Genomic DNA, 14,374 nt, shown 5'->3' on the forward strand with positions numbered 1-14,374 from the left:
CCGCCCGAGCGGGTGCGGTCGGCTGGGGCGCGCCACTCCTGGCGCCGCCGGGCGCGGGTGTTTTCCAACGCCCGCTGCCGGTGCCGGCCCAGGCCACGGGCGCGCTCGATGCCGCCGGTGTCCGTCATTATCAACTCGCCGCAAGACCCGGTGCGAGCGAACTGGTGGCCGGTGTGCAGACGCCGACCTGGAGCTACAACGGCGCCTGGCTGGGCCCGACGCTGCGTATTCCGCGCCACCGGCCGGTCGCGCTGCATGTGCACAACGGGCTCGATCAGCCCACGACCCTGCACTGGCACGGGGCGCAAGTGCCCGGGCGCATGGATGGCGGCCCGCACAGCGTGATCGCCCCGGGCCAGACCTGGACGGCCACCTATACGCTCACCCAGCCGGCCGCCGCCCTCTGGTATCACCCGCACCCGCACGCCTATACCGGGCCGCAGGTGTATGCCGGCATGGCCGGCATGCTCTGGATCGACGACGATACGGACGCGCGGCTGGCGTTGCCGCGCACCTACGGCATCGACGACCTGCCGGTCGCGATCCAGGATCGGCGCGTCCACGCTGACGGCACGCTCGCCTACATGACGGCCGCACGCGACGTGATGGGCATGAAGGGCGATCGGTTTCTTATCAACGGCGTGGAGCAGCCCTACGCCGAAGTGGCCGCGGGCTGGCTGCGCCTGCGCGTGCTGAATGCGTCGAACGCCCGAATCATTAATCTCGCCTTCGCTGACGGCCGGCGCTTCTACGTCATCGCGGGCGACGCTGGCCTGCTTGCCGAACCGGCGCCGGTCGATCAACTGCTACTGGCGCCGGCCGAACGGGCCCAGATTCTGGTCGATCTGCGCGGCGACGACGGACGGCGCGTGGTGCTCACGAGCGACTCCGGCGCGGTCGTGCCCGATCTGTATCGCACGCCGATGGCGGTCGATATCCACGATCGCCGGGGCTTCGATCTGCTCGAGCTGCGGGTCGGCCCCTCGCTAGGGCTCGGCACGCGTCTGCCGGAACGGCTCGTCGAGCAGCCGAGCCTGCACGCCGACGGGCCCACGCGACGCTTCGTCATGAACGGCATGATCGTCTCGGACGCATTCGCGCGCATGCAGGCCGGCCACGGCTACGCCCCGCGTGCGGCCAACGGGCCCGGCGGCATGAGTGCGGGCGTGGGGGGCCGCGACCTGTTCGCCATCAACGGTGAAACCATGGACATGCACAAGATCAATGTCCGCGTGAAGCTCGGCGCCACCGAAGTCTGGCAGGTCACCAACGTGAGCCTCATGGCGCACCCGTTCCACATGCACGGTACGTCGTTTCTCATCCGCTCGCGCGACGGCCGCCCGCCGGCGCCGCACGAGCGCAGCTGGAAGGATGTGGTGCTGGTGCGCGGCGGCGAGACCGTGGCGCTGATCGCGTCATTCGATCAGCCGGCCGATGCTGCGCATGCGTACATGTACCACTGTCATATCCTCGAGCACGAGGACAACGGCATGATGGGGCAATTCGTGGTTGCATAGCGGTGCGGTGGCAGTCGCGCCGAATGCGGCGCGGTACATATCGGTGACGCAATCGCTGCGCGTCGGTGCCGTCAGACGATGCCGCTGAGACGATGTCTCTGAGACGGATGAGTTGCCGCCTCAAGCTCAGGGGGCGATCCCCCGCACTGCGTGGCCGGTTGGATGGGTCGCACGCAAGAGATCGTCGACACGACGGAATGGCCTCCGTAATATCACCCACCCGGACACGCGTTGTACGCCTTATGGTCCGGGCTCAGCCCGCGGGCGGTCGCGGGCGCTGGGTGTTTCGAAATTTTCGGAGGCCATGATGCGCCGATTGACCGATATATTGACCGTGTCTTGTCCGAGTCGCAATTGTGGGCACACCATGGAACGCTCGGCATGGTGGCTTTTGCAAAGCAACAGTCGGGTCGCCTGCCCGGCCTGTGGTTGCGACCTGTCGAAAGCGATAGAAAGCCAGCGTCTGGCGCTGTGGCAGGAAGGCTACGACGCCAACGCCCGGCGGCAGGCCATGCGCGATAACCCGCCCGTGCCGGAAACCGGCGTGTCGGCCGCTTCCTGACCGCCTGACGCCTGTGGTCTGAGGTCATCATGTCATACCGGATGCAGCTCGAGGCCCCGGTAGCGGCGAATGTGCGCCGCGTACTCGGGCAGCAGATCGACCGGGCCCGCCGTGATTTGACGGCGCACAACGCGGCCGAGGCGGTGCATCGGTTCCGCAAGCGCTGCAAGAAGATACGCGCCCTGCTTCGGCTGGTGCGCCCGGCTCTCGGCAAGCAGTTCCGGGTCGAGAACGATCGATTCCGCGACATGGCGCGCCGTGTCGCAGCTGCCCGCGATGCCCAGGTTCTGGGCGAGACGTTTGACCGCCTGCTCGATGCCTACGACGACGAAATCGATCGGCGCCACTATGTGCCGGCGCGACCGCGGCTGTCTGCCGGCGGCGAGTCCGGGCCCGCGCGCCCCGAGTCGGCTGTATTCGACGAACTGGATGCGGAATTGGCGCAAGCCAGGGCGGCGTTGGCCGAGTATCGGTTTTCCGCCGACGGTTTCGAGGTGATCGCTGACGGTCTGGCCCGGAGCTACGATCGGGCGCGTACCGCCATGAAGCAGGCCTGCGCGAATCCCACCGCCGAGGCGTATCATGACTGGCGCAAACAGGTGAAATACCATCGCCATCATTGCGATCTGCTGCGTGATCTGTGGACGCGACCGATGAAGGCTCGCGCATCCGAATTGCAGCGGCTGGCCGATTGGCTTGGCGACGAGCACGACCTCGCGATTCTTGCTGCCCGAGTCGAGGCCGGCCGGCAGGCGAACCCCGACAATCGCAGCCAGCAGGCCGTGCTGACGCTGATTGACCGTCGACGAAGCGATCTCCAGCGGGCGTGCGAACCGCTCGGCCGTTGTCTGTTCGCCGAAAAACAGCGCGCCTTCCGCAAGCGCATGGTGCAGTACCGGAAAGCCCGGCGCCGCGCGTGAAACGGCGGCAGGGCCGCGCCCGCGACCTGTCGACGTTTGCTGCGATCGTGTGCCCGGCCGTCGTTCGCGGCCAGTTGCCATGTCGCGCCGACGCTGCGGCCGGATCGGCCTGAGCGCCGGCTTCCCGGTCGCGCGCATCGACTGACGCGAACCGCCGGGGTGGCGCAAACCGTGCCGGGCGGTAGTCAAGTCGGCGGCGTATGGGCCTCGCGCCCGGCCGACAGCGTCTCGTCGGATGCCGGCCGAATCGCCGTGTGTCGCCATGTTCTCGGCCCTGCGGCGCCTCGATACGTCTCGGGTTTGTGCGCACAGCGCCGCGCCCGCCCGACTCAGAGTGCGGAAGCAGCGCTGACGGTGTTGCCGTAATGCTTGGCTTGCTCCTTGAGCAGGGTGATGACGGAGAGAAACGCGTATTCCGAGCGGTCGCGCGTATGCCGGTCCACACTCAGCAGGGCGCTGCTGGCCGAGAGCAAGGGGAATTCGGTTCGGCGGCCGCGCCGGTCCAGCCCGACCAGATACCCGGCCTGGCGATCCCCTTCGCTATACAGGGATTCGGCACTGGAGCGGAAATCGTCGAGTACGTGGCGCGCGGTCTGGGCGATCACCGGATAGGGTTCGTCCTGTACCGCCACGAAGAAATCGTCGCCGCCGATATGCCCGATGAATGCGCCGAGCATCGCGAAATTCTTCTGCAGGATCTCGGCGAACATGCGCAGCACGCGATCGCCCAGGCGAAAGCCGTAGGCGTCGTTGAAGACCTTGAAATTATCGAGATCGAAATACAGCAGCGCGGTGCGACAGTCGCTGACCTTGAGCTCGTTGATGAAGCGCTCGATCGAGGGATTGCCGGGCAGCTTGGTCAGCGGATTCTGATCGCGCGCCAGTTCCAGATTGCGTTCCTGTACCGCCAGTACCAGCGCCTCGGCGCTGAGCACCCCCAGATAGGCGCCGTCGTCGGTGATCACCACGCCGTCGCGGCTCGGGGTCACCGAATATTGCTCGAGAATGAGGTCGATGGCGGTGTGAACGTCGGCAACCGGGCAGCGACGCACGAACAGTTCAAGATATTCCTCGCGCCGTTTTCGCGCCAGCAGGTCGCGACCGTAGGGCGAATAGATGTATTCCTTGAGTTCGGTTTCCCGGATGATGCCGATGGGATGGCGGTTCTCGCCGAGAAACGGAAAGAACGAGCGTTCCGGGTGGCGGCGGAAGGCATCCAGGATATCGACCATATTCATGCTCACATCGAGCGCGGGCGCATGGTCGAGCTGCTCGTGCACCGATGTCGCGGTTTCGTGTTTCTTGCGCCGGTCGGCCGCGTGCATTTCGAGCACGCTCGGATAGTCGGGCCTGAGTTCCGACAATTGCCGGGTGGGCCGCTGGATGAGATACCCCTGAGCCAGGTCGCACCCGATCTCGCGACAGGTATAGAGCTCGGCCGTGGTCTCCACCCCCTCGGCGACCACGCGGATTCCGAGCGTCTTGGCGAGGCTCACCACATGCGAGACGAACAGTTTCTTGCGGCGGTCCTTGTCGATGTTGGAAATGAAATAGCGATCGATCTTCACATATTCGGGGTTGGTATCGTAGAGCAGCGACAGGCCCGAAAAACCGGTGCCGAAATCGTCGAGCGCCATTTGCACCGTGCTGTCGCGGTACTTTTCGAGAACCTGGTAGGAGCCCGCCTCGCGGTTGAGGTGATTGCGTTCTGACACCTCGAGTACCACAGACGAGGGCTGGAGCTTGTAGCGTTCGAGCGCCCAGACCGTTCGTCTGGGATTGTAGGCCGCGCTGCTGAACAGCCGATTGTCGATATTGAAGAACAGGCGCAGATCGCGCCCGAACGGCAGTCTGCTGAATTTTTCGAACGCGGCGCGCTTGAGCAGGGCGTCGGTTTCGATCAGCAGGTCGTGTTCATGCGCGAAATCGAGCACCGCGTCGATGCTGTTGACCCCGGTGTCTTCCCACCCTCGCATGAGGGCTTCGACGCCGTAACAGCGTCCGCTGTTGATGCTGACGATCGGCTGGAAGGCGTAATCGATGTGACGCGCGAGCCGGTCGACAAAGTTGGCAGGGTTCGGTGGACCGGGCTCTGCGCGTGTCGTGTCCTTGAGTTCAGAGGCCATGGGGAATGCGGTCACGCGAAAATCCTCGATTCATGGGCTCACGGCTTCATTATCGACCGCCGGTCGGAAAAGGCGAGGTCAATGCGCGAAAATTCAACAAATATTAATATTCGCTAATCCGGCCGCAAGCGGCACCAACGATCCAAGCTACGACCTGAATATGGCAGTTTCGTGTCGCCGGCGGCAACGGCATATGGCGCGGCTCGTCCGGCGGTGCAGGCGCGCCGGACGATTCCGGCCGCGCCATGGCGCGGGGCCCGAGACGCGGCGGTCTGCCGATTGCGAACGCTGTCGTTACACTAGGGCCCTCGTGTTTGTCAGGGCATGTATGAAAATCGTAGCGATCGGCGCCGGCGCCTGGGGCAAGAACATCATCAACAATCTCGAGGCGCTGGGCGTGTTGTCGGGTATCGTCGAGGGCAATAACCGGCGCCTCAATGCCTATGCCGCGGCGCATCCCGAACTTGCCCTGTATGCCGACTGGCAGGCGGCGCTGGCCTCGGACTGCGATGCGGTGGCGATCGCCACGCCCACGCCGACGCATCACGAGATCGCGCTCGCCGCGGTCCGGGCCGGCAAGGATGTGTTCGTCGAAAAGCCGATGACCCATAGCTCGGACGATGCGCGCGAAGTGGCCCAGGCGGCCGAGGCCGGCGGGCGCATCCTCATGGTCGGCCACCTGTTGATGTACCAGCCGGCCATTGCCTGGATCAAGGCGTACGTCGAGGCCGGCGAGCTGGGCGAGCTGTTCTCGATCCGGCACGAGCGGCTCAATCTCGGGCGTGCCCGCAGCGCGGAGAACGTGATCTGGGATATCGGCGTGCACGATATGGCGATCATGCTCTATCTCACCGGCGAGGCGCCCGAGCGCGTGCGCGGCACTGGCCATCGCATGCTCGGGCTGGCGGTCGAGGACGAGGTCCATGTGCACCTGGAATTCCCCAGTGGCATGCGCGGCAATATCCATACCTCCTGGCTGTGGCCCGAGACCACGCGGCGCACCCTGCTGCGCGGCTCACGCGGCATGCTCGTCTACGACGAAGTGGCCCAGACCGTGACGCATCACCGCAAGTGGATCGACGCCGATCTGCAGAACCACGACGAAGGCAGCGAAGTCGTGCACCGCGGCGACGCACAGCCGTTGCGGCTGGAACTGGCGCACTTCCTGGATTGCGTTAAAACGCGCCAGCGTCCGCGTTCGGACGGCGCGAGCGCGGTCACGGTGATCGAAACACTGGAGCGCATCAACGCGGCCGTCGCCCAATCGAGCCGTTACTGAGAGCCTGTTGGAATAGGCGCTTAAACGATATCGAAAGTACCCACGACCGGCACGTGATCCGACGGGCGCTTGCGCCCACGTTCGCCGACGTGGGCGCGGCAATCGGTACAGGCTTGCGCCAACGCCGGCGAAGCCAGAATGTGATCGATACGCAGCCCCGCGTTGCGGGCCCAGCCGCCGTTGCGATAATCCCACCAGGTAAAGCGATGCCGGCCTTCCTTGTCGGCTTCGAAGGCCGTCCAGCAATCAGTGAGCCCGGTGTCGAGCAAGGCCTGCAACGCCGCACGCTCGGGCGGTGAGCACAGGATACGGCCTTCCCACTTGTCGGCGTCGTAGGTGTCCTCGGGGCGGGGCGCGACGTTGAAGTCGCCGGTGAGCACGAGTTGGTCGTGGCTTTCGAGTTCGCGCGCGAGCCACAGGCGCAGGGCTTCGAACCAGGCCAGCTTGTAGTCATAGCTCGGGTTGTCCAGATCCTTGCCGTTCGGGCAGTACACCCCGATCACGCGCACGCCGTCCACGGTGCCCGCGATCACGCGCTTGTGGTCATCCTCGAAGTCCGGCAAAGCCGTGATGACGTCGGTGGCCGGGGTTTTCGACAGCAGGGCCACGCCGTTGTAGGTCTTCTGGCCCGAGAAGACACTGTGATAGCCGGCTTCGGTGAGTGCCTCGACCGGAAACTTGTCGTCGGTGAGCTTGGTTTCCTGCAGGGCGAGCGCATCGACCGGATTTTTCTCCAGCCAGGCGGTAACATGCGGCAGGCGCACGTTGAGCGAGTTCACGTTCCAGGTCGCGATTTGCATGGGCGTCCGTGTCGGCAGCAGTGAATGGCGGTGAATGGAGGCGGCGGGTGTAGCATCGAAACTCTCGAACGCGACGAGCGAGCGCCATGTCCCGTGTATTCGACAAGCTGATCCACAGACCGACCGTTGTCGCCATTGTAATGGCCGCGGGCCTGGCTGGCTGCGCCGCCGGCCCGCCGCAGCGGTTCAGGGTGGACAACAGCCATTTCACCCCCTGTGCCCCCGCGCCGCATTGCGTATCGTCCCAGGCCGCGCCGGATGATTCGCACTACGTCATGCCGCTCGTCTACAAGGGGTCGGCCGGGCGGGCAAGGCAGGCCCTGCTCGCGGTGCTTGCCAGCCAGGGCAACGCCAGAATCGTCGCGGCCGAGGGTCGTTTCATTCATGCGACCTTCACCACCACGCTCGGCTTTGTGGACGATGTCACGTTCATCATCCAGCCCGCCGAATCGATCATCGACGTCAAATCATCCTCGCGCATCGGCTACTACGATTTCGGGGTGAACCGCGATCGGGTGGCACGGATCCGCAAGGCATTCGAGCCGCGTGTCGGTGCGGTGATGTGAAAGCGGGCGCCATCCGGCCTGGCACCCGCGTGCTTGCGATCAGGCCGCTTTCGGCCCGCCCAGCCCGCTGTGGCGCAGCAGCGCGTCGATCGAGGGCTCCCGGCCGCGAAAGGCGACGAAGCTGTCCATGGCATCGCGGGTGGCGCCGCGTTCCAGCACTTCGGTGAGAAAACGGCGCCCGGTTTCAGTATCGAACAGGTCGGTTTCCTCGAACGCCGAGAAGGCGTCGGCCGATAGCACTTCGGCCCATTTGTAGCTGTAGTAACCGGCCGCGTAGCCGCCCGCGAAGATGTGCATGAAGCTGTGCGGGAAGCGATTGAACTCGGGCGCGGGCAGCAGGGATACCTCGGCGCGCACCTGGTTGAGCGTGTCCATCACGGCGGCACCCTGCTCGGGGTCGAAGTCGCGATGCAGGCGCAGGTCGAACAGCGAGATCTCTACCTGGCGCAGCATCTGCCAGCCGGCCATGTGGTTGCGGGCCGCTGCGAGCTTGTCGAACAGCGCCTGCGGGACGGGCTCGCCGGTCTCGTAGTGAGCCGCGAACAGGTCGAGTGATTCGCGGTACCAGCACCAGTTCTCCATGAACTGGCTGGGCAGTTCGACCGCGTCCCATTCCACGCCGGAGATGCCGGCCAGCGACGGCCGCGCCACGCGCGTGAGCATGTGGTGGAGGCCGTGGCCGAACTCGTGGAACAGGGTGGTGACTTCGTCGTGGGTGAGCAGCGCCGGCTTGTCGCCGACCGGCGGCGAGAAGTTGCAGGTGAGAAACGCCAGCGGTTTCTGCACGCCGCCGTCGTCCATGACGCGCCGGTTCTGGAATGGATGCATCCAGGCGCCGCCGCGCTTGCCTTCGCGGGCATACGGGTCGAGATAGAACACCCCCCGCGAGGTGCCGTCGGCATCGGTGATCTCGTAGACGGTCACGTCGGGGTGATAGACGGGCACGTCGTCACGGGCGTGGATATTCACGTCGTACAGGCGCTGGGTGACCTTGAACAGGCCGTCGATCACGGCCGGGGCGGGGAAGTAGGGCCGTAGGTCCTCGTCGGAGAAGTCGTAGCGGGCCTCCTTGAGTTTTTCGGCATAGTAGGCAATGTCCCAGGCGGCCAGTTCGTCGATGCCGTCCTCGGCGGCCAGGCCCCGCAGCGCGGCCAGTTCCTCGCGGGCGGGCGCGAAGCTGCGCTCGGCCAGATCGAGCAGGAAGGCTTCGATCTGGGCCGGCGATTCGGCCATCTTGCGGGCCAGTGAGCGCTCGGCGTAGTTGTCGAATCCGAGCAGGCCGGCGGCTTCGTGCCGTAGCGCGAGGATCTCGTCCATGACCGGCGAGTTGTCGTATTCGCCGGCATGCGGGCCGGCATCGGAAGCGCGGGTGGCGAAGGCTTCGTACACGGCATGCCGCAGCGCCCGATCCTCGGCATAGGTGAGCACGGCGAGGAAGCTGGGCGCGTCGAGGGTGATCAGCCAGCCGTCCATGTCCTTGTGGGCCGCGTTCTGTGCCAGCAGATCGAGCGCGGATTGGGGCAGGCCCTCCAGCGCGGCATGGTCGGTGATGTGCCGCTGCCAGATCTGGGTGGCATCCAGCACATTCTGTTCAAAGGTGGTGGAGAGCGCCGACAGGCGCTGCGCGATCTCCTTGTAGCGCGCCTTGGCGTCTTCGGACAGGGCCACGCCGGCCAGTTCGAAGTCGCGCAGGCGATCGGTGATTACGCGCTGCCGGGTCGCATCCAGCCTGGCGAACTCGTCGCCATCGCGAAGCGCCTTGATAGCTTCATAAAGCGCCGTGTTCTGGCCCACCTCCGAGGAGAAGGCGGTCAGTTTGGGCAAACAGGTCTGGTAGGCCTCGCGCCATTCCGGCGAGTCCATCACCGCGTGCATGTGTGCGACCGGGGAGAAGGCGCGTTCGAGGCGGTCTTCGGCGTCCTCGACCGGAGCGATGAGGCCGGCCCAGCCGCTGGCCGTGGCATCGGTCGTGCAGCGCTCGATCGCCGCCTGCGCCTCGGCGATCAGGGTATCGATCGCCGGCTCCGCATGTTCGGGCGACAGCTGTTCGAAGTCCGGCAGTTCGCCGGTTGCCAGCATATCGAGGAGCGGATTGTCGGCGGCTTCAGTCACTGCACTCATTTATCGCCTCGCGGGCCATTGTCGGTAATTGCATGATGATGCGGTGCAACCCGCTGCAATCAAGGGCGCGGTCGCGGCTGGCCGGGGCTGCGGCGGCGTGCCTACAATGCGGATATTCGATTGATTGATGGACCAAGGATCATGTCCGAGGCTTGTGACCTGCTCGTTATCGGCGGTGGCTCCGGTGGTATTGCCACCGCGCGTCGCGCCGCTGCCCACGGTGCGAAAGTCGTGCTCGTCGAGCGTGGGCGTCTGGGTGGCACCTGTGTGAACGTCGGCTGCGTGCCCAAGAAAGTGATGTGGCATGCCGCTGAATTCGCCATCCACGCGGCCCATGCCCACGACTACGGCTTCAACGCGGTGCCGCCCGATCACGACTGGTCGACGCTGGTGGCCAACCGCGAAACCTACATCAAACGCCTGAACGGCATCTACGACCGCAATCTCGACAAGAGCGTCGTGGAATACGTCGCGGGCGAGGCCCACTTCGTCGATACCCGGACGGTCGAGGTCGATGGTCGGCGGATCAGTGCGACGCATGTGCTGATCGCTACCGGCGGCAAGCCGCGCTGGCCCGAGATTCCGGGCGCCGCGCTCGGCACCGATTCGGACGGGTTTTTCACCTGGACGCAGCGCCCCGAGCGGGTAGCCATTGTCGGCAGCGGTTATATCGCCTGCGAACTGGCCGGCGTGCTGAACGCGCTCGGCAGCCGGGTCACGCTGCTGCTGCGCAAGGATCACGTGCTGGCGGGTTTCGACGCCATGCTCGGCGAGACGCTGATCGAGCGCATGCGCGCCGCCGGTATCGCGATCCACATGAAGCGCCCGGTAGCCGAGCTCGCCGAAGGCGACGGCGGTATCGTCGCGCGTTTCGAGGATGGCAGCACGATCGGCGGCTTCGACGAGCTGATCTGGGCCATCGGGCGCATACCCAACACCGAAGGCCTCGGGTTGGAAAACACCGGGCTGGAACTCCACGCCGACGGCACGGTGCCGGTCGACGAATGGCAGGACACGCCGGTCGAAGGCATACATGCCCTGGGCGACGTGACCGGCGCCGTCGAACTCACGCCGGTGGCCATCGCGGCCGGGCGGCGCCTCGCCGATCGTCTGTTCGGCGGCATGCCGGAGCGGCGGCTGAACTATCACAACATTCCGAGCGTGGTGTTCACCCATCCGCCGATCGGCACCGTCGGCCTGTCGGAAGCCGAGGCGCGCGCGGCCTATGGCGACGGCGCGGTGAAGATCTATACCAGTCACTACGTGGCGCTGTACCACGGCGTGCTCGATGAGAAGACACCGTCCGACATGAAGCTGGTCTGCGTGGGCGAAGACGAAAAAGTCGTGGGGGCGCATGTCATCGGTGACGGCGCCGACGAAATGACCCAGGGCTTTGCCGTGGCCGTGAAGATGGGCGCCACCAAGCGCGATTTCGACGACACCGTCGCCATTCATCCGACCAGTGCGGAAGAATTCGTGACCATGACGTGAGTCGGCCCGGCGCTGCCCTGTTCGGGCGCCTGGCGGCCATGGGCCTGCTGACCGGGCTGCGCGCCGCCTGTTCCGGCCAGTTCTGGATCAATGCCCTGGTACCGCGCTGGGGCTACGCCCGGCATTCGAACATCGCCTATGGCGATCAGCCGCGCCAGAAGCTCGATGTCTACGCACCGCGCAGGCCCGCCGCCGGCCGCCCGGTGGTGGTGTTTTTTTACGGAGGCAGCTGGCAGACCGGCAACAAGAACGGCTACCGCTTTGTCGGCGAGGCGTTGGCCTCGCGGGGCATTACGGCTGTCCTGCCCGATTACCGGTTGTACCCGAACGTCAGATTTCCGGCCTTCATCGATGACGGCGCCGCCGCCGTGGCCTGGACGAAACGGCACATCGGCGCCTACGGCGGCAACGCCTGCCATCTGTTCGTGGCCGGCCATTCGGCCGGCGCGCAGATCGCGGCGATGCTGGCCACGAATGCACGATACCTGGCCGATGCCGGTGCTTCGATCCACGATCTATCGGGCTTCATCGGCCTGTCCGGGCCGTACGATTTTCTGCCCATCACCGACCCCGTTCTGCAGAAGATATTCGCGCCGAAACTTAATGGGCCGAATACGCAGCCGATCCATTTCGTCAATGGCGACGAGCCGCCGATGCTGTTGCTGCACGGCGGGGCGGATACCACGGTGTTGCCGAAAAACACGACGAATATGGCCGCCCGGGTCAGGCAGGCGTGCGGATCGGCCGAAGTGAAAATTTATCCGGGTGTGAATCACGTGATGTTGATCGCGCCCCTGGCATGGGTGCTTCGCTTGGCCGGCGACGAGCTCGATCGCATCGCGGATTTCGTCAATCTTCATATCGCAGAAAGGCCCTGTTCAGCTTGACTGGGTAAAATCCCGCGCTCGAGAACAGCCGAGGGGCCGGATATGCGCCGAAAGGTATGCGCCGTTGCCTGTGCGGGCTTGCTGCTGCTGACGAGTTGTGGTGCGGCCAGTGCAGAATCCGTTGAGTGGAAAACGTTGAGCGTGGCGGCATCGGCCTACAACTCGGTGCCCGCCCAGACCACCCGGCACGACCCGTCGGTGGCGGCGTGGGGCGATGTGCTCAAGCCGGGAATGCACGCGATCGCGGTCTCGCGCGATCTGATCAAAAAGGGTCTCACCCACGGCACCAAGGTGAAAATCCAGGGGTTGCCCGGGGTGTATGTCGTGCGCGACAAGATGGCCGCGCGCTGGACCAACAAGATCGATATCTATATGGGTCACGATGTCGCTAAAGCCCGCGACTGGGGCATTCAGCACGATATTCACATTCTCTACGCCGACAACGGCAACAGCTGACCCGGCCCTCGCGCGATATTTGCGGCCGGGCCCCGGCCCGCTTGTGTCGGCGTCGCGGGCGCCGGCATGGGCGCGGCATTACCCGTGATGCTGCCAGTTAAGTTAATCTGCCCTCTCCGACGACAAGACAATCCAAGGAGAGGTCATGGCCGGCCAGCTGGTACTCCTGCGCCACGGACAGAGTCAGTGGAATCTGGAAAATCGCTTCACCGGATGGGTCGATGTCGACCTGACCGAGACGGGGCGCGACGAGGCAAAGCGGGCAGGCAGGCTGCTGGCGGACGAGAACATCCGCTTCGATATCGCCTTCACCTCCGTGCTGACCCGTGCGATCAAGACGTTATGGATCGCGCTCAGCGAAATGGAGCAGCCCTGGGTGGATGTCGAGCGCCACTGGCGGCTCAACGAGCGCCATTATGGCGGCCTGCAGGGGCTGGACAAATCGGAGACGGCCGAAAAGCACGGCGACGATCAGGTGCACATCTGGCGCCGCAGCTACGACACGCCGCCGCCCGAAATGGGCGTCGACGACCCGGGACACCCGCGCAACGATCCGCGCTATGCCAGGCTCGACGCCCGCGTGCTGCCGGGTACCGAATCCCTCAAGCTGACGCTCGAGCGCGTGCTGCCGTACTGGCACGATGCCATTGCGCCCCGTCTGAAAGCCGGCGACGACGTGCTGGTCGCCGCCCACGGCAACAGCCTGCGGGCGCTGGTGAAGTATCTCGACGGCATTGCCGACGATGAAATCACCGGTCTGAATATCCCCACCGGCATCCCGTTGCGCTACCAGCTCGACGACGAGCTGAACGTCATTGAATCGGGCTATCTCGGCGATGCCGACGCGGCCGAGAAAGCCGCCAAGGCCGTGGCCGATCAGGCCAAGGGCAAGTAGCCCCGGATCGTGTGAGAAGACGTAAACCGTCCGCAAATGAACGCGAATTAATGCAAATAAACGACAGCTAGAACGCGGACCAATAGCCACGCCATGGCCCGCCGGGATCACTGGTTTTGCTGGCTGTGTTATTTGCGTTCGCCGCTAGTTGCGGCGATTGCGTGAATTGGCGGACTGTTGTTTCCAGGCTACGGTGTGCCCAGCCGAGTCGAGCTCAGGCCTCGCGCAGGCCCGAGAGCAGTCGATCGGCGGCATCATCCAGCAAGCCCTGTGCGATCAGCCAGGCTCGCGCATCCTCGGCGTCGTCGGCAAACCAGGCGGCCGCGCTGCCGAGGCGGAAGGTATAGCCCCAGGCGTCCATGTCGGCGCACATCGTGGCCCGGTCCATGCCATCGATACGGTCGCAGATCATGATCTGCCAGTAGCACACGGCGTTTTCTTCGTCGTAGTCGCCGCCGGCATCAGTATCCAGTAAGGCCCGGCGTGCCGGGTCCATGCAGACGTAGTGACCGGCCTCGTGCAACGCGGAATGCAACGGGGTGTCGGGGCGCACCAGCAGCGTATCGCCCTGCAACCCGGCTTCGGCCTCGCCCCAGAAGCTGCCGGGGATCGGGGCGTCGAGCGGGACCTCGGTGACGCTGAGCTGAAAGTCGGCCAACAGCTGGCGCAGCGTCTCGGTCCCGATCCCGTCGACACGGGTGATATGGGCGGTCGGCGCCGGGCGTTCGCGTACAGTCTCGGGATTGTTCACGGC

The 14,374-nt window shown here is 65.2% G+C and carries 13 protein-coding genes; 9 read left to right on the forward strand and 4 right to left on the reverse strand.

Features of this window, described 5'->3' with window-relative positions; all coding sequences use genetic code 11:
- The 3 genes from ACS8YF_RS14090 to ACS8YF_RS14100 form a co-directional block, all read left to right on the forward strand.
- Positions 1-1,517 (forward strand): multicopper oxidase family protein (locus tag ACS8YF_RS14090; protein WP_440850780.1); only part of this gene is annotated, 1,517 nt, incomplete at its 5' end.
- A gap of 367 nt (positions 1,518-1,884) precedes the next feature.
- Positions 1,885-2,079: a hypothetical protein gene (locus ACS8YF_RS14095; RefSeq protein WP_440850781.1), complete on the forward strand. Its 195-nt coding sequence runs from the start codon at positions 1,885-1,887 to the stop codon at positions 2,077-2,079.
- Between the two features lie 29 nt (positions 2,080-2,108).
- The gene (locus ACS8YF_RS14100) at positions 2,109-2,999 is read left to right on the forward strand and encodes a CHAD domain-containing protein (RefSeq protein WP_440850782.1); all 891 of its coding nucleotides are present in this window, start codon (positions 2,109-2,111) and stop codon (positions 2,997-2,999) included.
- Between the two features lie 329 nt (positions 3,000-3,328).
- On the opposite strand, the gene ACS8YF_RS14105 is transcribed toward ACS8YF_RS14100, so the two are convergent.
- A complete protein-coding gene (locus ACS8YF_RS14105; RefSeq protein ID WP_440850783.1) occupies positions 3,329-5,140 on the reverse strand; it encodes an EAL domain-containing protein in 1,812 nt (603 codons plus the stop codon).
- A 313-nt stretch (positions 5,141-5,453) separates the two neighbouring features.
- Here ACS8YF_RS14105 and ACS8YF_RS14110 point away from each other — a divergent pair, with 313 nt between their 5' ends.
- Entirely contained in the window at positions 5,454-6,404 is a 951-nt protein-coding gene (locus ACS8YF_RS14110) for a Gfo/Idh/MocA family protein (protein WP_440850784.1), read from the forward strand.
- A 20-nt stretch (positions 6,405-6,424) separates the two neighbouring features.
- Here the strand turns inward: ACS8YF_RS14110 and xth are convergent, their stop codons facing one another.
- Positions 6,425-7,204, reverse strand: coding sequence for an exodeoxyribonuclease III (xth, locus tag ACS8YF_RS14115; protein ID WP_440850785.1), 780 nt, complete (start codon positions 7,202-7,204; stop codon positions 6,425-6,427).
- A gap of 86 nt (positions 7,205-7,290) precedes the next feature.
- On the opposite strand from xth, the gene ACS8YF_RS14120 reads away from it, so the two are divergent.
- Complete coding sequence (locus ACS8YF_RS14120) at positions 7,291-7,770, forward strand: DUF1499 domain-containing protein (RefSeq protein ID WP_440850786.1); 480 nt, start codon at positions 7,291-7,293, stop codon at positions 7,768-7,770.
- A gap of 39 nt (positions 7,771-7,809) precedes the next feature.
- Here the strand turns inward: ACS8YF_RS14120 and ACS8YF_RS14125 are convergent, their stop codons facing one another.
- Positions 7,810-9,891 (reverse strand): M3 family metallopeptidase, encoded by a 2,082-nt coding sequence (locus tag ACS8YF_RS14125; RefSeq protein WP_440850787.1) that lies wholly within the window; start codon positions 9,889-9,891, stop codon positions 7,810-7,812.
- 141 nt (positions 9,892-10,032) lie between these two features.
- Here ACS8YF_RS14125 and gor point away from each other — a divergent pair, with 141 nt between their 5' ends.
- The 4 genes from gor to gpmA all read left to right on the forward strand — a co-directional run bounded on the left by gor (position 10,033) and on the right by gpmA (position 13,620).
- Positions 10,033-11,382, forward strand: coding sequence for a glutathione-disulfide reductase (gene gor, locus ACS8YF_RS14130; RefSeq protein ID WP_440850788.1), 1,350 nt, complete (start codon positions 10,033-10,035; stop codon positions 11,380-11,382).
- Positions 11,379-12,269 (forward strand): alpha/beta hydrolase, encoded by an 891-nt coding sequence (locus tag ACS8YF_RS14135; protein WP_440850789.1) that lies wholly within the window; start codon positions 11,379-11,381, stop codon positions 12,267-12,269. Before gor ends, ACS8YF_RS14135 begins: the two co-directional genes overlap by 4 nt.
- Before the next feature lie 42 nt (positions 12,270-12,311).
- Entirely contained in the window at positions 12,312-12,725 is a 414-nt protein-coding gene (locus ACS8YF_RS14140) for a 3D domain-containing protein (RefSeq protein ID WP_440850790.1), read from the forward strand.
- A 145-nt stretch (positions 12,726-12,870) separates the two neighbouring features.
- Complete coding sequence (gene gpmA, locus ACS8YF_RS14145; RefSeq protein ID WP_440850791.1) at positions 12,871-13,620, forward strand: 2,3-diphosphoglycerate-dependent phosphoglycerate mutase; 750 nt, start codon at positions 12,871-12,873, stop codon at positions 13,618-13,620.
- A gap of 214 nt (positions 13,621-13,834) precedes the next feature.
- Here gpmA and ACS8YF_RS14150 read toward each other — a convergent pair whose 3' ends face one another.
- A complete protein-coding gene (locus ACS8YF_RS14150; protein WP_440850827.1) occupies positions 13,835-14,323 on the reverse strand; it encodes a hypothetical protein in 489 nt (162 codons plus the stop codon).
- Between the last annotated feature and the right edge of the window lie 51 nt (positions 14,324-14,374).

It is taken from the genome of Salinisphaera sp. SWV1, from assembly GCF_052044155.1.
Classification (GTDB): domain Bacteria; phylum Pseudomonadota; class Gammaproteobacteria; order Nevskiales; family Salinisphaeraceae; genus Salinisphaera.

Excerpts from the sequence above, each read along its gene's own strand:
- ACS8YF_RS14095 (WP_440850781.1), top strand. The coding sequence starts at position 1,885 with ATGGAACGCTCGGCATGGTGGCTTTTGCAAAGCAACAGTCGGGTCGCC.
- ACS8YF_RS14100 (WP_440850782.1), top strand. The coding sequence starts at position 2,109 with ATGTCATACCGGATGCAGCTCGAGGCCCCGGTAGCGGCGAATGTGCGC.
- ACS8YF_RS14110 (WP_440850784.1), top strand. The coding sequence starts at position 5,454 with ATGAAAATCGTAGCGATCGGCGCCGGCGCCTGGGGCAAGAACATCATC.
- xth (WP_440850785.1), bottom strand. The coding sequence starts at position 7,204 with ATGCAAATCGCGACCTGGAACGTGAACTCGCTCAACGTGCGCCTGCCG.
- ACS8YF_RS14120 (WP_440850786.1), top strand. The coding sequence starts at position 7,291 with ATGTCCCGTGTATTCGACAAGCTGATCCACAGACCGACCGTTGTCGCC.
- ACS8YF_RS14125 (WP_440850787.1), bottom strand. The coding sequence starts at position 9,891 with ATGAGTGCAGTGACTGAAGCCGCCGACAATCCGCTCCTCGATATGCTG.
- gor (WP_440850788.1), top strand. The coding sequence starts at position 10,033 with ATGTCCGAGGCTTGTGACCTGCTCGTTATCGGCGGTGGCTCCGGTGGT.
- ACS8YF_RS14140 (WP_440850790.1), top strand. The coding sequence starts at position 12,312 with ATGCGCCGAAAGGTATGCGCCGTTGCCTGTGCGGGCTTGCTGCTGCTG.
- gpmA (WP_440850791.1), top strand. The coding sequence starts at position 12,871 with ATGGCCGGCCAGCTGGTACTCCTGCGCCACGGACAGAGTCAGTGGAAT.